This is a genomic window from Hymenobacter sp. R533113, assembly GCF_056835965.1.
The window spans coordinates 106,492-125,814 of the sequence record NZ_JAKWBD010000011.1; the positions used below are offsets into that span (position 1 = coordinate 106,492).

The 19,323-nt window shown below is 57.5% G+C and carries 15 protein-coding genes; 3 read left to right on the plus strand and 12 right to left on the minus strand.

Translation table 11 applies throughout. From position 1 onward, the window contains the following. Positions 1–237: 237 nt before the first annotated feature. The 11 genes from MKZ35_RS07530 to MKZ35_RS07580 all read right to left on the minus strand — a co-directional run bounded on the left by MKZ35_RS07530 (position 238) and on the right by MKZ35_RS07580 (position 11,605). Positions 238–1,782, minus strand: coding sequence for an aldehyde dehydrogenase family protein (locus MKZ35_RS07530; RefSeq protein ID WP_482512618.1), 1,545 nt, complete (start codon positions 1,780–1,782; stop codon positions 238–240). Between the two features lie 103 nt (positions 1,783–1,885). Further along, a complete protein-coding gene (gene fbp / locus MKZ35_RS07535; RefSeq protein ID WP_482512619.1) occupies positions 1,886–2,938 on the minus strand; it encodes a class 1 fructose-bisphosphatase in 1,053 nt (350 codons plus the stop codon). A gap of 128 nt (positions 2,939–3,066) precedes the next feature. Next, on the minus strand, positions 3,067–3,384 hold the full coding sequence (locus MKZ35_RS07540; protein WP_482512834.1) for an MFS transporter: 318 nt from the start codon (positions 3,382–3,384) through the stop codon (positions 3,067–3,069). Positions 3,385–3,405: 21 nt separating this feature from the next. Next, on the minus strand, positions 3,406–3,582 hold the full coding sequence (locus tag MKZ35_RS07545; protein ID WP_482512620.1) for a hypothetical protein: 177 nt from the start codon (positions 3,580–3,582) through the stop codon (positions 3,406–3,408). 81 nt (positions 3,583–3,663) lie between these two features. Continuing rightward, positions 3,664–4,320 (minus strand): beta/alpha barrel domain-containing protein, encoded by a 657-nt coding sequence (locus tag MKZ35_RS07550; protein WP_482512621.1) that lies wholly within the window; start codon positions 4,318–4,320, stop codon positions 3,664–3,666. Between the two features lie 149 nt (positions 4,321–4,469). Continuing rightward, positions 4,470–5,477: a PfkB family carbohydrate kinase gene (locus MKZ35_RS07555; RefSeq protein ID WP_482512622.1), complete on the minus strand. Its 1,008-nt coding sequence runs from the start codon at positions 5,475–5,477 to the stop codon at positions 4,470–4,472. Positions 5,478–5,654: 177 nt separating this feature from the next. Further along, the gene (gene uxaC / locus MKZ35_RS07560; RefSeq protein WP_482512623.1) at positions 5,655–7,109 is read right to left on the minus strand and encodes a glucuronate isomerase; all 1,455 of its coding nucleotides are present in this window, start codon (positions 7,107–7,109) and stop codon (positions 5,655–5,657) included. Between the two features lie 258 nt (positions 7,110–7,367). Further along, the gene (locus MKZ35_RS07565) at positions 7,368–9,023 is read right to left on the minus strand and encodes a UxaA family hydrolase (RefSeq protein ID WP_482512624.1); all 1,656 of its coding nucleotides are present in this window, start codon (positions 9,021–9,023) and stop codon (positions 7,368–7,370) included. Then, positions 9,020–10,549 carry a tagaturonate reductase gene (locus MKZ35_RS07570; protein WP_482512625.1) on the minus strand — a complete coding sequence of 510 codons (1,530 nt, stop codon included), beginning with the start codon at positions 10,547–10,549 and terminating at the stop codon, positions 9,020–9,022. Before MKZ35_RS07570 ends, MKZ35_RS07565 begins: the two co-directional genes overlap by 4 nt. A gap of 10 nt (positions 10,550–10,559) precedes the next feature. Then, positions 10,560–11,468 carry a pectate lyase gene (gene pelA / locus MKZ35_RS07575; RefSeq protein ID WP_482512626.1) on the minus strand — a complete coding sequence of 303 codons (909 nt, stop codon included), beginning with the start codon at positions 11,466–11,468 and terminating at the stop codon, positions 10,560–10,562. After that, complete coding sequence (locus tag MKZ35_RS07580) at positions 11,465–11,605, minus strand: hypothetical protein (RefSeq protein WP_482512627.1); 141 nt, start codon at positions 11,603–11,605, stop codon at positions 11,465–11,467. The genes pelA and MKZ35_RS07580 overlap by 4 nt, the downstream gene beginning before the upstream one ends. Positions 11,606–11,729: 124 nt before the next feature. On the opposite strand from MKZ35_RS07580, the gene MKZ35_RS07585 reads away from it, so the two are divergent. Next, a complete protein-coding gene (locus MKZ35_RS07585) occupies positions 11,730–13,907 on the plus strand; it encodes a bifunctional alpha,alpha-trehalose-phosphate synthase (UDP-forming)/trehalose-phosphatase (RefSeq protein WP_482512628.1) in 2,178 nt (725 codons plus the stop codon). Between the two features lie 341 nt (positions 13,908–14,248). Here MKZ35_RS07585 and MKZ35_RS07590 read toward each other — a convergent pair whose 3' ends face one another. Next, the gene (locus tag MKZ35_RS07590) at positions 14,249–16,033 is read right to left on the minus strand and encodes a glycoside hydrolase family 15 protein (RefSeq protein ID WP_482512629.1); all 1,785 of its coding nucleotides are present in this window, start codon (positions 16,031–16,033) and stop codon (positions 14,249–14,251) included. A gap of 61 nt (positions 16,034–16,094) precedes the next feature. Here MKZ35_RS07590 and MKZ35_RS07595 point away from each other — a divergent pair, with 61 nt between their 5' ends. Next, positions 16,095–16,862, plus strand: coding sequence for an REP-associated tyrosine transposase (locus MKZ35_RS07595; RefSeq protein ID WP_482512630.1), 768 nt, complete (start codon positions 16,095–16,097; stop codon positions 16,860–16,862). 218 nt (positions 16,863–17,080) lie between these two features. Then, on the plus strand, positions 17,081–19,246 hold the full coding sequence (locus MKZ35_RS07600; RefSeq protein ID WP_482512631.1) for a hypothetical protein: 2,166 nt from the start codon (positions 17,081–17,083) through the stop codon (positions 19,244–19,246). Positions 19,247–19,323: the final 77 nt, after the last annotated feature.

Below are 19,323 nucleotides of genomic sequence, written 5' to 3' on the forward strand. Positions count from 1 at the left end.
GCGGTGGGGCAAGGAGAGCAGGTAAAGGTATCAGGCTGAGCGTTAAATACCAGCGGGTTAGTGATGGTGAGTGTAGGCGTGAGGTTCTTCTAGTATGTGTTTAAGAAGTAAATGCTATGTGAAGCTATTAAACCTCAAAAACTCCGCAGTATATTAGCTAAAAGGCTCGAAAAAGCCCCCCAGGGTCTCTTTTCGAGCCTTTTAGCTAATACAGCTGGTAAAACGAAAACCCAGTACCTAAATCTTCTCCGGCAGCAACGTAGCGTCTTCGTAATTACCTAGCACCGGCTGGCCGGAGTCGCCTTGCGTCACGGCTTCCACCAGTAATTTGCCCCCCACGAAGGCGCCTTTCCAGGATTCGCCCAGGCCGCCGAATACTTCTTCCCGGTCGCCGCGGGAGCGCAGCTTATTGAGGCCGACTTTGAAAGCGCGCACTTCCTTGGCCGTGCGGCGGGCCAGCTTCTCGTCGTCGGAGGCAATGGCGGCTACCAGCGCGCCATTGCTGATGTTCATTTCGCCGACCAGCTCCTCTACCCTATCCACCAGCACAATGCTGTCGATGGGGCCGAAGGGTTCTTTAAAATAAAGCTCACTCTGGCGCGGCAGGTTGACGAGGGCGCGGGGCGCGACGTAAGCCGACCGGTCCTGGCCGGGCAGAAACAGGTTGTCATCGAGCTTGCCTTCGTAAATAGGCGTGGCGCCGGTCTGGAGGGCATTTTTATACAGCCGATCCAGATCCTGAGCTTGCTGAGCATGAATAACGGGCCCGAATGCCAGGTCGGGCAGCTTGTCGTCGGCGTTGTCTACGAGCGTGGGGTTGCCCACTTTCAGGCTGCGGATGGCGCTCTGGTAGGTTTCCAGAAACTGCGGAAACAGGCGGCGCTCCACCACGAAGCGCACGTAGGCAGTGCAGCGCTGTTTGCCGTAGTCGTAGCCTTTCTTGAGCTGATCGGCCATGCTGTCCCAGTCGCTGTAGTCCCAGATGCCGTAAGTGTTCACACCTTCCATTTCCAGCATGTAGCGCTTGTTGTGCAGGCTCAGTACGTCGGCGATGTTGCGGCCGCTGTAGCGTCCGCCCACGAAGCTGAGGCAGTCGATATGACCATTCTTAACCAGTGCGTCGCTCAGGGTACTGCCCAAGCCGTTGACCAGGGTGACGGGCAGGCCGCAGCGGCGAGCGATGGCGAAGGTGAGGCTGAGGGAAATAAAACCGCCATCGGTGGGCGTTTTGGCAATCACGGAGTTACCGCAGAGCACCTGCACCAGCACCGCGTGCAGCAGCACCGACATGGGATAGTTCCAGGAGGCGATGTTGCTCACCAAGCCCAGCGGCTTGCGCTGACCCAGCATTTCTTCTATAGTATCGACATACCACTGCACGCCCTCAATAGCCCGGTCGATGTCGGTGAAGCCTAGCTTATACGTTTTTCCGATTTCCCAGATGAGGAGCTTGCCCACCAAGTCTACCTGCTGGCGGAGCTGATGCAGGCAATCCTGCACCCGGCTTTTGCGCTCATCAAGGTCGGTGGCGGCCCAGGCGGCGGCTTCCTGCTTGGCGAAGCTGACGGCCCGCAGCCCGGTTTCGTGGTCAAGCATGGGCAGGGAGCCTAGCTCGGTACCATCCACGGGCGAGATAAATTTGCGGGGCTTGCCGGGCTCCTGCCAGCGGCCTTCCATCAGGTTCAGAAACTGACCGTCGGGCGTTAAGATTTCGGGGGTGACACTTTTAACCTGGCTCAGCAAGTGGCTGAACTCGACTTGGGGGGCAACTAGTTTGGGCATGAAAGAAAGGTTGGAAGCGGAAGGTTGACAGCAAAGAACAAGAAGGAGCGAGCCAGACGCAATACAGAGTATGCAAGAAGCTTATTTTTCCTATTCTTTATACTTAACAACGAAAGTCGGCTGATTGATTAGCGGCCATAGCGGCTATGGCGGGCTTCCCGGCTCCGGCCAGAAGCTCGTTCACCAGGTTCGGAGAGCCGATAAAGAGGGGCGCGCGCTGGTGATAATCGGTGGGTACCATGTCGAGGATGGCCTGGGTGCCCGAGGAGGCCAAGCCGCCGGCCTGCTCCATGAGGAAGGCCAGCGGGTAGCCTTCGTAAAGGAGGCGCAGCTTGCCCTGGGGGGCTTTTTTATTGGGCGGATATAAGTAAATGCCCCCCGTAAATAAGTTGCGGTGGTAGTCGGCCACCAACGAGCCCACGTAGCGCCCGGACATAGTGCGACGCTTGCAGCTCAGCAGAAACTTGCGCACGTACTCCGGGTACTCAAACCAGTAGCCTTCGTTGCAGGAAAATACGGGGCCGGTAGCCGGAATGCGGATATCGGGGTGAGACAGGAAAAACTCGCCCAGCGACGACTCGTACGTGAAGCCCGCCACGCCGTGGCCGGTGGTGTACACGAACATGGTGCTGGAGCCGTACAGAATGTAGCCCGCTGCCACCTGTTTGCGTCCGCCCTGCAAAAAGTCGGCGGCCGTGGCCTCCGTTCCTACCGGCGACACGCGCCGGTAGATGCTGAACAGGGTGCCGATGCTGATATTCACGTCGATGTTCGAGGAACCATCCAGCGGGTCGATGGCTACTACATAACGGCCCTCGCAGTGACCGGTATGAATAATATCCTCCTCTTCTTCCGAGAGTACCGCGCAAGCTTCCTTGCCGTTGGTCAGGGCCCGAATGAAGCGAATATTGGCCTCTACATCCAGCTTTTGCTGCTGCTCACCCTGCACATTTTGCCCCCCGGCGGCCCCGATAATGCTGGTCAGGCCCGCGCGGTTTACTTCGCGGTTCACAATTTTGCCCGCTAAGGCAATATCACGCAGCAGCTGCGACAGTTCGCCGGTGGCAAACGCAAACTCCGACTGCTTGCGCATGATGTAGCGGTCGAGCGTAGTGCCGACTGGTTGGGCTAAGTTGTTTTCGTGAGCGGGATTCATAAGAGGCTCGGAAGAAAGAGGTTAGACATAAGAAATAAGAGCGTAGAGGAACGAGGGCTTATACCACAGCACCTACAAGTGCGACAGTAGCGTACCAGAGTCCGGCTGCATAGAGCCGGGCTAAGTACTCATTTCCACTGTCTTATCGCAAGGCGCTCCACGTTGGAGCCCGAATTGAAGATACCCGTTGCTAATGCTCGTTCACGCTGCGGAAACCACTCGGCCGTCGTTTTGATGGCGGCCGGAAAGTTGCCGGCCTCCGTTACGCCCAGGAAATCCCGCGCCACACTAAACCCGAAAGTGCTGCTGACAAACGCATGACCCATGGCGGCCAGACTCCACAGAAAAGTAGATAAGGCGTAGCCGATCTTGGTGCCCAGCGCATCGATGATGCGACCCGCGCCGAGCATACCCAGCGAGTACGCTACCTTAAAGGCTATTTCGATGTTGGCATAGTCGCCCGAATTTCAGTTAAACTCCGTCTCCAGATAAGGCTTCAATAGCGAAATAACGGCCCGGTCAAGATAGTTGACCGTAGTGGCGAAAAACACCAGCGCGCAGATGGTCCACCGATACTTGCTCATCTTCTCAGATGCAGCAATCGGGGTGCCGGGCGGAGATTGAGTTGGAGAGGGTATCATCATCGGGTGTGGAAATTGATAGCAAAGCAGAACTCGTACTCGTGGGCAAATCGATGGCACGGTGGTCGCGCCATTCGGGCAGCGTTACTTTTTTAGTGTTTCAACAAACGCCAGCAAGTCAGCAATCTGCCGGCTTAAGGCCGCCGTATCATCAGCATTTTTAAAGAGCTGCGACCCCATCCCGACAACGTTTACCCCGGCCCCAAACCATTCGGCCAAGCTCTCCGTCGTGGGCTCCACGCCGCCGGTCACCATCAGCTTCACATCCGGCATCGGGCCGCGCAAACTCTTGATATAACCCGGCCCCACCACGTTGCCCGGAAACACCTTCACGAGCTTCGCGCCCAGCTGAGTAGCGTTATAGATTTCGTTCAGCGTCATGGCGCCCGGCAGCCAGGGCACGTCGTGCTGCCGGCATACCGCCGCCACGGGCGCCGTCGTGACGGGCTGCACCACGAAATCGGCGCCGGCGGCAATGAAACGCTCCGCTTCTTCCGCCTGATAAATAGTACCGATACCCAGCAGCATATCGGGGCAGGTGTCGCGCACAAAAGCGGCCAGTTCAGCGAAGACCTGGGGGGCTTTTTCACCCCGGTTTGTAAACTCAAATACCCGCAGTCCGCCATCGTAGCAAGCCTGCATGATACGCTTCGCGTAAGCAGCCTCGGCGTGGTAAAAAACCGGAACAATGGGGTGGCGCAGGACGGTTTCTAAAATATGATCAGCGGAAAAACGAGGCATTCGGGAAGTGGTGAAATGGTGAGTTTGTGAAGTGGTGAGTTTGTGAAGTGGTGAAATGGTGAGTGGTGAGTTTGCTGTTCTAGTTATTATCGTCCTCATGTAGTCCGCGCCGCCAGAACGTCAAACTCACCATTTCACCACTCACCATTTCACCGTACCAGCCGGCCGGTGGTGTTGCCTTGCAGCACGTGCTCCACTTCGGCCACCGTCACCAGGTTCACGTCGCCGTGAATCGTGTGTTTGAGGGCTGAGGCCACCACGGCGAAGTGCAGCGCCTCCTGCGGCGTAGCGTAGTGTAAGGAGCCATAAATAAAGCCCCCCAGAAACGCGTCGCCGCCCCCGATGCGGTCTACCACCGGCGTGATGTCGTAGTAGGGTGTTTCGGAGTAAGCGCCGTCAAAAAGCTGCCCCTTGATGCGCTCGTGGGAGGCGCTTTGGGTTTTGCGACGAGTACTGATTACTTGCTTGATTTGCGGAAAGCGCGTCATCAGCTGCTCACTGATGGAAGCAAACTTATTCTCGGCACCCGCCGCGGGGCGAATACCGAATAAGTCGGCGGCGTCATTCTCGGAGCACACCACCACATCGCAGCCAGCCACGAGGTCCGGCATTACGTCCTGGGCGCGCTGGCCGTACTGCCAGAGGTTGCGGCGGTAGTTCACATCTGCCGACACAGTGAGCCCCATACGGCGAGCCGCCCGGATACCTGCGCCGATGGCCTGCGCCGCAGCGGCCGAAATGGCGGGCGTAATACCCGTCCAGTGCAGCCATTGGGCATTTTTCAGAATTTTATCCCAGTCGAAAGCGGCCGGATCGAGGTTGGCAAAGGAAGAATCAGCCCTGTCATACACCACTTTGCTGGCCCGCAGGGAAGCACCTACTTCCAGGAAGTACAGACCAAGCCGCTTGCCGCTATATACCGTGTGGCGCATGTCCACGCCTAAGCGCTGGAAGCTCTGAGCAGCGGCTTGGCCCAGCTCGTTGGCCGGAAAACAGGTGACGTGCGCGGCCGGTATGCCCAAGCCCGCTACGGCGGCGACCACATTGGCCTCGCCCCCGCCGTAGTTCGCCTCGAAGCTGGCCGCTTGCGTGAACCGATAGTTCAGAGGCGGCGAGAGCCGTAACATAATCTCGCCAAAAGTGATAACCTGTTTCATAAAAGGTAAATGTAACGTTAAGCTCCAGCTTGGCGAATCGTTGTTTGTAGCGCGAAGCTTCCGCTTCGCGCATCGTTGACCCGTAGGGCAGCGAAGCTAACGACTAGCTGGGAATCATATTTAACAATGACCGCGACGAAACGCGAAGCAGAAGCTTCGCGCTACTGCTACTGTTGTTCAACTGTTCACCAAGCTGGAGCCTGGAGTTACGGCCTCGGTTGCTACCGCGTCAAAGCCGAAATACTGCTGGGCGTTGTAGTAGCAGATGTTTTCCACAATGCCCCCCAGCAGCGCCATGTCGTCGGGCAGCTCGCCGTTTTCCACGTCGTTGCCGAGCAGGTTGCAGAGCACGCGGCGGAAATACTCGTGGCGCGGATACGAAAGGAAGCTGCGCGAGTCGGTGAGCATGCCCACAAACTTGCTCACAAGGCCCATATTCGACAGCGCGTTGAGTTGCTTTTCCATCCCGTCTTTCTGATCCAGAAACCACCAGCCCGAGCCCCACTGCACCTTACCGGCCACCGTGCCATCCTGAAAGTTACCAATCATAGTAGCCAGCAGCTCATTGTCGGCGGGGTTGAGGTTGTAGAGAATCGTTTTGGCCAACTGATCCGACGAATCGAGGCGGTCGAGGAAGGTAGAAAGGGCGCGGCCCTGGGGGAAGTCACCAATAGAATCCCAACCCGTGTCGGGGCCGAGCTGGCGCAGCATACGGGCGTTGTTGTTGCGTAGCGCGCCCAAGTGAAACTGCTGGGTCCAGCCGCGGGCGTGATCCAGGCGGGCCAGCTCCAGCAGCAGTTCCGACTTCAGCGCTTCAGTATCCTCCTGACTTAATTTTTGCCCCCCACGCGCTTGTGCAAAGGCATTAGCCACTTGCTCCGCTGAGTAGTCAGAAGCGTAAAGACGCTCCAAACCGTGGTCAGAGAGGCGGCAGCCCTGGGCGTGAAAGAAATCGTGGCGGCGACGCAGGGCTTCGAGCAGGTCGTCGTAGGTGGCAATGGTTATATCTGCCGCTGCCGCCAGCTTATCCAGGTAGCTGTTGTAGGCGGTTACGTCCTCCGGCGACATAGCCTTATCGGACCGGAAAGCAGGCAGGATTTGCACCCCAAACGGCTGGGCGGCAATGACCTGATGATACTCCAGCGAATCGGCCGGATCATCGGTCGTGCAGACGACTTTCACCTGCATTTTGAGTAGCAGATTCTTCACCGAATACTCTGATGTGCGCAGCTTCTCATTGCAGGCCTCGTAGATGCGGCGGGCGCTGTCCTTATTCAGCAATTCCGTGATGTCGAAGTAGCGCTGCAACTCTAAATGCGTCCAGTGATAGAGCGGGTTACGCACGGTTTGCGGCACAGTCTCAGCCCATTTCTCAAACTTCTCCCAGTCCGACGCATCACCCGTAATGTAGCGCTCATCAACCCCGTTGGTGCGCATGGCGCGCCACTTGTAGTGGTCGCCGTACAGCCAGATTTGAGTGATATTCTCAAACTGCCGATCCTGCGCAATCTGATCGGGGGGCAAATGGCAGTGGTAATCAATGATGGGCATAGGCTTGGCAAACTCATGGTAGAGTTGCTGGGCCGTTTCCGTTTGCAGCAGGAAATCGTCATTGAGAAAAGGCTTTTTCATAGTGCGTATCTATCTGATGAAGCGAGCAAATTTGAGCGCAAAAAGAACGATAAACTCCCCTCCTTACCAAGGAGGGGATGCTTTGGCACAGCCAAAGCTGGGGTGGTTGCAGTCGTTGTTTAGTTGAACGATGCGCGGGGGGCTTTTTTGAAGTAGCTCTTACTAAACAACGTCAGCAACGAGGTCAACCACCCCCGCGTCGGCTGTGCCGCCGCGTCCCCTCCTCAGCTGAGGAGGGGAGCTTGACGTTCTTAGTCATTACAGCGAAACGCCGCGTTTCCACGGAATAAAGTCCGTTTGTCCGTGGCGCACGGCGGCAACTTCTTCGCCGCTCGCCACCCGAACCACATAGTCCAGAATGCGCTCGGCCGCCTGCTCGATGGTTTCTTCGCCATCGATGACGGTGCCGGTGTTCACGTCGATGATGTCGGGCATGCGCTTGGCCAAAGCAGTGTTGCTGGCAATCTTCACGACGGGCGCGATGGGATTGCCGGTAGTCGTACCCAGGCCCGTGGTAAACAGCACCACCGTCGCTCCCGAGCCGACCTCAGCCGTGGTCGATTCCACGTCGTTGCCGGGCGTGCAGAGCAGGTTCAGGCCGGGCTTGGTCACGGGTTCGGGGTAGTCGAGCACCGCCACCACGGGCGAGCTTCCACCTTTCCGCGCCGCCCCCGCCGACTTCATCGCATCGGTGATCAAGCCATCGCGAATGTTGCCGGGTGAAGGGTTCATGTCGAAGCCCGAGCCCACGGCAATAGCCGTGTCGCCGTACGCTTTCATCAGGTGGCTGAAGCGCTCAGCCGTTTCGGTATTGATCGAGCGGTCAACCAATTCCTGCTCTACGCCGCACAGCTCCGGAAATTCAGCCAGAATAACCGAGCCACCCAGCGCCACCAACATATCCGATACGTGGCCCACGGCCGGATTGGCGGAAATGCCGGAGAAGCCATCGGAGCCGCCGCATTCCAAACCGATGCTCAGCTTGCTCAGCGGCGCCGACTGGCGGCGCACCTGATTCGCCTGCATCAAGCCCGCGAACGTCTGACGCAGAGCCGCGCTAATCAGCGCTTCTTCCGTCCCGATTTTCTGCTGCTCCAGAATAAAAAACGGCTTATCGAAGTTAGGGCTGCGCTTATTGATTTCGTCCTGTAGCATGCTCGCCTGCGCGTTCTGGCAACCCAGACTCAGCACCGTCGCGCCCGCCACGTTCGGATGCGTGATATAGCCGGCCAGCAGCCCACACAGCGTCTGGGCATCCTGGCGAATACCGCCGCAGCCGCCCTCGTGGCTCAGGAACCGGATGCCATCCACGTTCGGAAACAACCGGTTAGGTCCCTGGGGGGCATTTTCGGCGCTGTGCAGATCCGTTTGCAGAATTTCCTCCACCGACTTACCCGCCTGCATCAGCGAAATCAGCGCCTGCGTCTGGGGCTGATAGCTCTTGCGGCGAGCGTAGCCCAGGTCATTTACCAGGGCTTCTTCCAACACTTTTATGTTGCGGTTTTCGCAGAATACCAGTGGGATAACCAGCCAGTAATTGGCGGTGCCCACGCGCCCGTCGCGGCGGTGGTAGCCCATGAAGGTGCGGTCCTGCCAACGACTTACGTCGGGGGCCGACCAGGGGGCTTTTTCGTGCTGGTGTTCGCCGTAGCTGTCGGTGGCGTGCTGAATATTGCTGGTGGTGAGCAGGCCGCCGACCGGTATCGACTGGCGGACCTTGCCCACCAGCACCCCGTACATGGTTATTAAGTCGCCGGGTTCAAAATCGCGGGTGGCCAGCTTGTGCTTGGCCGGAATACGAGCCGTCGTAGTTAGGATCGTTCCATCCCAGGGCACGCGCGTCCCTTCCGGCAAATCAGCCAGGGCCACCAATACGTTATCGGCAGGATGAATTTTGGCTACCTGATGCCTCATTTGACTAAGGTGGCTTTTTTATTTAATTGCCTTGCTACCGTGGCCGAAACGCCAGTTTCCAGCATTTGCTGCAGGTTGTCGCTGACGCGTTTGGCAAAGCCAGATAACTGGCTGAGGTCGTGGCCCCAGAGCGTTTGATTCTGTAGAACAGTCGTGGTCAGGTCGGCCGCCGACAGGTTGCGAGCCCACAGCTCGGCAAAGTAGCCCGCCTGGTCGTCCTGAATAGGGTATTCCGTGCCGTTTGCCGTGCCGTACCAGATTTTACCTTCCTGACGCGTGCCGCGCATGAAGAGCAGATAGGCCGCAAACCCAAGCGCCATATACTGGGGCGCCGTGTTGAAGCGCTTGTAATAATGCATCAAGGTGGGCACGTTGCGCATCTGCATTTTCAGGGTGTACTGCATGGTAATGGCCAGCCACCGATGCTCGATGGAGGGGTTGCGAAAGCGGTCCAGCACCTGCAAACCGAAGCGCTGACCTACTTTTTCGTCTACGGCATACGGGATGCCCGGCAGCAAATCACCCAGCATCAGATTGTGCACAAACGTGGCCACACAATCATTCTCCATAGCTCCGCGCACCGTCTCGCAACCACTCAGATACGCCAGGCCGCAGCTTAGCGTGTGGGTACCGTTGAGCAAGCGCAATTTCAGCTCCCGAAACAGATTAATATCGGGCCGGACTATGATGCCCGGATCGGCGGCATGGAAGGAGAGCACCTGCTTCACCCGCTCGTCGCCCTCAATGGCCCAGAGCAGGTAGGCCTCGGTCATGGTCAGCAGCTCATCTTCATACCCCAGTTGCTCGGTCAGCCCTTGCCCAGTGGCCGCGTCGGACTTGCCGGGCACGATGCGGTCAACCAGCGAATTGCAGCAGGTATTGGCCGTCTCCAGCCACTCGATAAACTCCGGCTCCAGTCCGTTGCGGTGCGCCAGCTCCAACAAAATGCCCTCCAGCTTCCGGCCATTATCGGGAATGAGCTCCGTAGGCACAATGACCAGGCCTTTGGTTAAATCGCCGTCAAATGCCTGAAAACGAGCGTAGAGCACGGCCAGCAGCTTGCCCGGAAACGAGTGCGGTGGCTCCTGGCGGATGTCATCGGCCGTAAGCTGAATGCCAACTTCGGTGGTGTTAGAAATCACGATCTGCAGGTCCGGGCTGGCGGCGAAAGCCAGCACCTCGGCCCATTGGCTTTTAGCCGACAGCACCCGACTGATAGAAGCGCAGAGCACGTTTTCCTCCACCGTGTGGCCGTCTTCCACGCCCCGAATGCCTACCGTATACAGGTTATTCTGGCGCTCAAAAGCGGTTAGGTCGCCCCCGTCGGTAGATTTCACTACCACGATGCGGCCACTGAAAATCCCCTGGCGGTTGGCCTTGTCGATCAGATAATCGGGCAGGCCGCGCAGCAATACGCCAGTTCCAAATTGCAGCACTTTTTCGGGCAGCTCCAGCAGCGCAGCCGTGGGGCGGAGCACGGGTGCCTCGGTTTCAGCCAAGGCCACAGCGCGAGATAAATTTTTCATAGTTTGATACTTATAGTTTCGCACCGGTGGCATTGGCCCACTTCTGTTGCCACTTAGGGTATTCCTTGTTCAGCAGCTTAGCTGGCCAAGTGCCCGCGTAGGCATAGCCGGCCCGCCGCTCATTCTCAATTTCAGCCAGAGTGGTTTTTTTCACCCCGTCGCGGCCCACGTAGATGGGCTTGTTGGTCTCCAAATCATAAAAGCGGGCCCAGATAACCGAGCCGGGCTCCGGCACTAGCACGCGGTCTTTGCCGGTGGGCTCTTTGGGAGCATCAATCAGCTTCACGGCGTAGCCCGAGAGCTTCACCGCGTCCAGCCAAGCCACTGCCGCCTCAATCGACTTCTTGATTTCCGGTGTAGGGTTCTCTACTCCCATCAGGAATTCCACAATTTCAACCGTCTCCATGCCGCTGAGCGAGGCCAGCTCAAAGGCTCTGGCTTTCACTGGCTGCAAAGTTTTCTCGTCGTGCTGGGCGCCCCAAGCCGTGAGCTTCCTATTCTGCACATATTGCGTTTTGAGAATGCAGTCGATACCCTGCGCTACCGCCGACTGAGCCTGGGGTATCAAGCCCGAATTCACGATGGCAAAGTTGCCTTTCTGCTGCGCTACATCCCGCAGCAAAACCAGCACCCGCATCATGGCGTTGTCGTTGTAAGTAATGGCGTGCCGGTAGCCGCTCATGTCGGGGTAGTACTGCGGAAATCCTCCGTTGGGGTACTGCATTTTCAGCAAGTACTCGATGCCTCTTTCAGCCCCGTTTCGGTAAGCCGGGTTATTGGTTTTTTGGAATGCCTCCATCAGGTACTTAATCTCCTGGGTAGTGGCATCGTTGTCGCTAGTCGCATCGTTGCGACTAGCGTCGTCCAGCGTAGCCGCTTTCTTGGGCGCGCTCAGCGGCTTGCTGTAGTCTACTTTCACCTCGCCCACGGCTTTGGGGCGCCTACGCTGCGCTGATACACCAGCATCTTCTCGGCAATAGTATCGATGCCTGCGGGCGCTACTGCCGTGACAGCCTTGACCTTGAGTAAATACGTCTGCTTGTTCTCTTTCTTCAATTTGGTGTGGGGGGCTTTTTCGCCGCGGCTTGGGTACCTGCCTCCGCCCTAGATCACAAACACTTTCATCGAAACGGTTCTTTTTAACGTAAGAAAAGCTATTTGTGCACGAAGTAAATACCCCATGTCCCGTACGATTATCGTTTCTAACCGCCTACCAACCAAAGTACAACGCAGCGAAGAAGGCCTTTCATTTTCCCCCAGCGAAGGGGGCTTAGCCACCGGCCTGGGCTCCATTTATCGGGCTGATAACAACGTGTGGGTGGGCTGGCCGGGCATTTCGGTAGACGAAGAAGAGGAACCGGAAGTGCGCGAACAGCTCCGCGCCGACAGCATGCGGCCGGTGTTTCTGACGGAAAGCGAAATCCGGGATTTTTACGAAGGCTTCAGCAACGAAACGCTCTGGCCGACCTTCCATTATTTCGCGCAATACGCCATCTACGACCAGTCGCACTGGGAGGCTTACGTGGCCGTGAACGAGAAATTCTGCCGGGCCGTACTGGAGCTGGCCGGCCCCGACGATACCATTTGGGTGCACGATTACCAGCTACTGCTCTTGCCGCAGATGCTGCGGGCCGCTAGACCGAAAAGCAGCATCGGTTTCTTTCTGCACATTCCGTTCCCCTCCTACGAGCTGATTCGGGTGCTGCCCTGGCGACGTCAGCTATTGGAAGGGATGCTGGGGGCTGATCTGATTGGCTTTCACACCTACGGCTACATGCGGCACTTTCTGAGCTCGGTGTCGCAGCTGCTGGGCTACCAGAGCCAGAATGGCCTGGTGGAATTGGGCACGCGCAGCGTGCTGGTTGATGCTTTCCCGATGGGCATTGACCAGGCCAAATATGCGGAGGTAGCGCAATCGGAGCAGGCCCGCCAGCACGAGCAAACCTACCGCGACGCACTGCGCGACGAGCGCATAATCCTGTCTATCGACCGCCTCGATTATACCAAAGGCATTGCCCAGCGCCTGCGGGCTTATGAGTTGCTGTTGCAAACCTACCCCGAGTGGCGCGAGCGGGCTACGCTGCTGATGGTGGTGGTGCCCTCCCGCGACCAGGTGGAGCAGTACAAGGAATTGAAAGAGGAAATTGACGAGCTGGTAGGCCGCATTAATAGTACGTATCGTACCATTTCCTGGAATCCTATTCAATACTTCTACCGCTCTTTTCCGTTGGAGGAATTAGCGGCTTTGTATCGGATGGCCGAAGTGGCTCTGGTTACGCCCATGCGCGACGGCATGAATTTGGTAGCTAAGGAGTTCATTGCCAGCAAGATTGACACGCCTGGGGTGCTTATTCTGAGTGAGCGCGCCGGGGCCGCCCGGGAGCTGTCGGACGCCATCATCATTAACCCTACTGACACCAACCAGCTGGCTGAGGCTATGCACGATGCGCTGGTAATGCCCGAGGACGAACAACGGCAGCGCATGGGCGCCATGCAGGCGCTGGTAAAAAAATATAATATTCACCATTGGGTCGAGTTATTTATGAATCGACTCACGTACAGCAAGTTAAAGCAAGAAACCTTGGCTACTACCACCCTGAATGCAGACGAGCTGCAGCGCATGACCAGCGAGTATCAAAATGCCCCCCAGCGGCTTTTATTCCTGGATTATGACGGCACGCTGGCGGGATTTAACTCCAACCCCCAGCTGGCCGGTCCCGACCAGGAACTGCTCACGTTGCTGACCGACTTAAGCGCCGATAAGCGCAACCGGGTCGTTATCGTGAGTGGCCGCGACCGGGCCACCCTGGAGAAATGGCTCGGCCATTTGCCTCTCGATTTTATTGTGGAACACGGCGTATGGCTGCGGGCGCTGGGCGAAGAATGGACCATGCTCCGGCCGCTTACCAACGACTGGATGCACGAAATCAGACCTATTCTCGATCTGCATGTCAGCCGCACGGCGGGCTCCTTTGTGGAGGAAAAAGAATACTCCCTGGTGTGGCACTACCGCCGCGCCGACGTGGAGCTAGGCGAGGTGCGGGCCCGCGAGCTGACCAGTCATCTGCACTTTTTGGCTTCCAACAGCGACCTGCAAGTGATGGAGGGCAACAAGGTGGTAGAAGTAAAAAGCGCCGGCGTAAATAAAGGCGCGGGTGCCGCGCGCTGGCTGGCCTCCTACCCCGCCGACTTCATCATCGCCATCGGCGACGACCGTACCGATGAAGATACCTTCGGTGCCATGCCCTCGCACGCCTACACCGTGAAAGTAGGTAGCACCCACCGCTCCCTGGCCCGCTTTCATCTGGATTCTCATCATGATGTGCGGCGCGTGTTGCGCGCTTTGGTGGAGGCGTAGGTCGTTTAACGCAGGCCTCACCCCCCAGCCCCGTGTGCCTCACCCCCCGGCCCCCTCTCCCAAAAAGAGGGGGAGCCAGGCGCTCAGCCTGCGCGGCTACATCGGCTACCGCCTCCGCAACCGCTACCACGTTCTAGTTTTTAGAGAAAGCCCCCCAATAATAAGTTGGGGGGCTTTTTCTGTTCAAATCTCTTTTTGCTGTTGGGCTACCATGGTAGCCGTACCTGAAGCGAAAGCGGAAGGGGCGGCGTAGGCCAAGCGTTTGGCTCCCCCTCTTTTTGGGAGAGGGGGCCGGGGGTGAGGCACACGGGGCCGGGGGGTGAGGCCAATCGTTGAGGCGCCTACACGAAATTCGGCTGATCCAGCTTTTTGGCAATGCGATAAGCTGCATTCACTAAGCCAACGTGGCTGTACGCCTGCGGGAAGTTACCCCACTGCGAGCCCGTGCGGGCGTCTACATCTTCTGAAAGCAAGCCCAGATGATTGGTATACGTCAGCAATGACTCGAACTCGCGAATGGCATCCTCCACGCGACCGACGCAGGCCAGAGCTTCCACGTACCAGAAGGAGCAGATGAGGAAAGTGGTTTCGGGTGTGCCAAAGTCGTCGGCGTGGCGGTAGCGGTAGAAAAGACCTTCGGGTGTTTTTAGCTCCTTTTCCAGCTCTACGAGGTGTTTTTTGGCCACTTCCGAGGCCGGGTCGAGGTAGCCCATCATGATGAGCTGCATGGTGCTGGCGTCGAGGTGAGGCGAGCCGATCGCATTGGTGTACACGCCGCGTTTGGCATCGAAGCATTCTTCGATTTTTTGGCTGGCTTCTTCAACTAAGCGCGTAGCCAGCGCTTCCATTTCAGGGTTTCTCAGGCGGCGGGCTACGTGGCGAGCGGCGTGGGCGCCGGCCCAATGGAAGAGGTAAGTGTAGCTGTGGTATTGTGCCAGCGTCCTGAATTCCCACAAGCCAGCGTCGGGCATGTTCATGGTTTTGTCGATCATGCGCAGGGCATCATAGATCAGCTTTTGGGAGTCGTTGCGCTCCTCGTCGAGGAAGCGGCGGTCAACGTAGAGCGGCAGCAAAGCCACCAGCACCTGCCCGTACACGTCATTCTGGATGTGGGTGTAGGCGTCGTTGCCGATGCGCACGGGCTTGTTACCCAAATATCCCTCTAGATCCAGTTCGCGCTCGATCAGCTCGGTGCCCCCGCTGATGCTGTACAGCGGCTGGTACTTGTCTTTGACTTTGGTAGAGATGTTGGCGATGTAGTGAAAATACTGCTCCATCTCCTCAAAGTGACCAATGTTGTTGAAGGCCGTGAGGATGTAGTAGGTATCGCGCATCCAGCAGAAGCGGTAGTCCCAGTTGCGGGTGCTGCCGGGCGCTTCGGGCAAGCTGGTGGTGCTGGCCGCAATAATGGCCCCTGTGTCTTCGTACTGGTGAATTTTGAGCGCCAGCGCCGACCGAATAACGGCCTCCTGATAGAAGCTACTGATGCTGGTGCTTTTCACCCATTTCTGCCAGTACTGCACGGTGCTGCGCAAGAACCGCTCAGCCGTGCTTTCCAAAGGTGCTTCTAAGGGGGCTCCATAAGTGAGCACCAGGTATTTAGGCTCATTGAGCACAAACAATTCCTCATCCAGAATATAGGTCAGGGGAATGTTGGTGGTCAGGCGAATTTCCTCTTCCAGCCCCAGAAAGGCGATATGGTTGGAGCTGCGCCGCCGGCTCAGGGGCAGCTCGCCGTAGTTGCCCACCGGCGAGCAGATCACCTTCACGCGGGGCGTACCCGACAGTGGCTCCAGCTTCCGAATCAGCATCAGGGGCTTGTAGTAGCGGTCGTACTGCGGAAAGCGGGGGGCAAAATCCGTGACCCGATAGCGCCCGTCTTCGTTCTCAATTTCGGTGCAGAGGACGTTGGTATTTTCTTTATAAAACTGATGCGAGCTATACTCCTCGGTGGCGGGCTTTATGCTGAACTCGCCGCCTTTGCGCGTATCGAGCAGGCTACCAAACACGAAGCTGCTATCGAAGCGGGGCCAGCAAAGCCAGGAAATAGCGGTGTCTTGTTTCACTAAGGCCAGAAAGGCACAGTTGCCAATCACGCCCATATCGTAGGTGTGCTTTGTCGTCATAGGAAGAGGAAAGGTGATGAAAGCGGTACTAGGGGGTATTTTGTAACGCCACTCCTCCGTAGTGTACCTTATTGACGCCGGTCGGGTTGCCGCCGGCCCGGTCGTAGCCGTGGAAATCCGTTCTGCGTTGAGCGCAGCGAAAGGCAATCGTATGCTAGCGAATGAAGGCGCGTGGCTTCTCGCGGTGCTCGACGCGGAACGGATTTCCGCGCTACATTTCGGGATGGATGATTTGTTGCACAGTCATTACGAGCGAAATCTACCCCACCATCTCCCACCGGGCAGCACCCTGTTTATCACGTATCGGCTGGCCGGCACCCTGCCCCGGTCCGTGCGGGAAGCTTTGGAAGCAGAAGCAAATCTGGCACCGTACACCAGTAATAGTGAGCAACAGCGGCGGCAGCGCAAACGAGCTTTCGTACACTATGATCGGTGGCTGGACGACGACAGGAGTGGACCGCACTGGCTCATCGAGCCGCGGATAGCCGCTCTCGTACGCGAATCCTTGTTTCACTTTTCTGGTCGTGAATACAGTTTGCACGCTTACTGCATTATGCCTAATCATGTGCATTTGGTGCTGACTATAGCGGAAAATCTACAGCAGCCTTTTTACCGGGTGTTACAGGCTCAAAAGCGGTACAGCGCCACGAAAGCGAACCAGTTACTTCAGCTCACGGGAGCTTTCTGGCAGTCAGAAAGCTACGACCATGTAATCCGCAACGGTCGGGAGTTGAATAGAGTAATTGCCTACGTACTTCAAAATCCGGTGAAGGCTGGCTTAGTAGAGAACTGGCAAGATTGGCCCCACACTTACCAACAAGAAATGTAGCGCGGAAATCCGTTCCGCGTCGAGCACCGCGAGAAACAAGGCGTAGGCACGGTATCGAGTCCTCGCCCGCGGCTCGACGCGGAACGGATTTCCGCGCTACAACTCACTTTTCTTTTTATTCCAAACCCCCTCCCCTCTTACCTTTGTCCAATTGTGGACTGCTTGGGTAGTTCGCGCTTCTGGCTTCTGACTGCTCACTCTCTGACCCAAACTGCCCCGTGCGCCTTCTTCCAGATTTTGGCCGCGCTGTCGGCACCGCCTTGTTGCTGTTGTTTTTGTTGGGAATTGGCCCCGTCGCCTTCGCGCAGGCTCCCCTTTTGCGTGAGATGGTGCTGCACGTCGATACGGCCCGCTACCGCCTGAGTCGCCAGGTAGTAGCGGTTGAGAATGAGCCGCACCTGTACTTCTATTATCGCCAGGACGACGAGACGGCCGAGCTATTAGTGTATCCCACCCAATTTGCCCCCCAGCGCCCACTTCGCCTCCAGCGCTCCGCCGACTTTCAGCTCCTCGACTCGCTCACGGCCGTAGACAACGCGTTTTATCGGGCCAAAATCCGTTTCCGCGACCTGACCGCCACGCGCTTTCTGCGACTCACCTTCACGCAGAATCTCGAGGCTGTGGGGGGCATTTTGCAAACCCAGACGGTGAATCTGCTGCCCGTTACGCGCACCACGCTGGCCTTTCGGCCTACTGATACGGAGCTGTATGTGGGTGAGGAAAAGGTGTTTGACCTGACCAGCAACAACCCCAAAAACGTGCGCGTGAGTCCCGACTGGACCCACGGCCAGGATATTGACTACCGGCTCAGTCAGCAGAACGGCACGCTGCGCCTGCATGTGCTGCCCAATGTGCCCGGCAACCGCGCGCTCACCGTGCGCCCCCAAACGGAACGCCCCTTTCTCGTCGAAAACAACCGTCGCCTGAGCTACAGTCTGGCTCCGCTCCGTCAGGAGTTCACCGTGAAATCCAGCCGCTTGCGGTTTCTGAGCGTCGATAAAAAGGAAATCACCCTCAATGAAGCGTCGCGCCGGCAGGGCGTGGAAATTATCTTGGACAATGGCCGCAGCTTCGATCTTAAGCGCACCTATCGTGTTGAGGACCAGGAAGAACAAGGCGGTCCGCTGATTGCCGAGCTGGTGACGCGCAGCTACCTCTCCAACGACCGGGTGCTGTGCTGGCTGCGCGTCTACAACACCCACCGCCAGACGGACAGCTACCTCTACATCAAGGAAAACGACCAGCCCAAGTACCTCACTAACTTCAACGTGTCGCCCAAAACCAGCATCACGGGCGTGCAGGTGCGGCACCGCGGCGGCGACTGGAGCGCCAGCCAAACCGTGAACCCCGGCGAAACCGTGGATGTGCGCCTGGAGGGCGAATCGTTGCAGAAAGCCCGCTTTCATTTCGAAGACGTGCTGGTGGTTCCCTCCGACTCCTCGGTACGCTCCGAGCAGGCGGTGGTGTATCGGGTGCAGGTGCCGCTTAATATTGACAAGAAGCGGCTGACCATTTTTAACGCGGGCCAACCCACGGGCCACGCTCTGCAAGTGCGGGAGTTTCAGCGCCCCCACCCGCTCGATTTTGTGAGCGTAACCTTCGGCGAAGCGCCCCGCCCCATCACCCGCCTCAACGGGCCCGTACTCTACGACAAGTCCATCCGTGACGTGGTGTTCAGCTTCAACGCTGACGCTATTGACACGGAGGCCCAGCTGTATGGCAAGCAGTACCTCGCCTTCGAGATTCGGACCCTGAACAGCAAGGGCGAGCTGATTGAGATGCGCACGCTGGACAACATCGTGGTCTGTCCGGGCGAAAACTCTATTCGGGGGGCTTTTTACCAGGATAAACAGTGTCAGGTGGGCAACCTCAGCCTCAACAGCCACCTCAGCACCCGCAAAACCTACGACCTCGACGATTGGGCGCGCATTCAGGTTACGGTGAAGCACGTCGCGGATAAATACAGCGAGCCCGGCTTCCAGCAGAAGCTTGATCTGGTGCTCCAGCGCCGCGTGAAGTTCGATATCGATGTAAGCTTTCCGGCCGGTTTGCTGACCAAGCAAGTGAACAGCGACGTGCAGGGCGTGGGCACTTTCAACGGCATCAGCTTAGCTACGTTGGCCCAGTTCAGCTTCTACAACCCCAACAAAATCAACAAATTACGGCCCTACAAAATCGGGGCGGGCTTCGTGGCCCTGAACGCCTTCAACCTCAACCCCGACGCCAACAGCGCCCGCAACCTGGGCATCGTAATTCTGGGGTCCGTCTACCCCACGCGCAGCGACGCCAAGCTAACTTTTCCGCTGTATTTGGGCGGCGGCTACTTGCTGAATGGCGGCAAGCTGTTCTTCCTGCTGGGGCCGGGCATTGGCATCAGACTGTAAGAGTTCTGTATAAAAAAGCCCCCCGGATAACTATCCGGGGGGCTTTTTTATGCTCAGACACATCCCTCTTTGGTAGC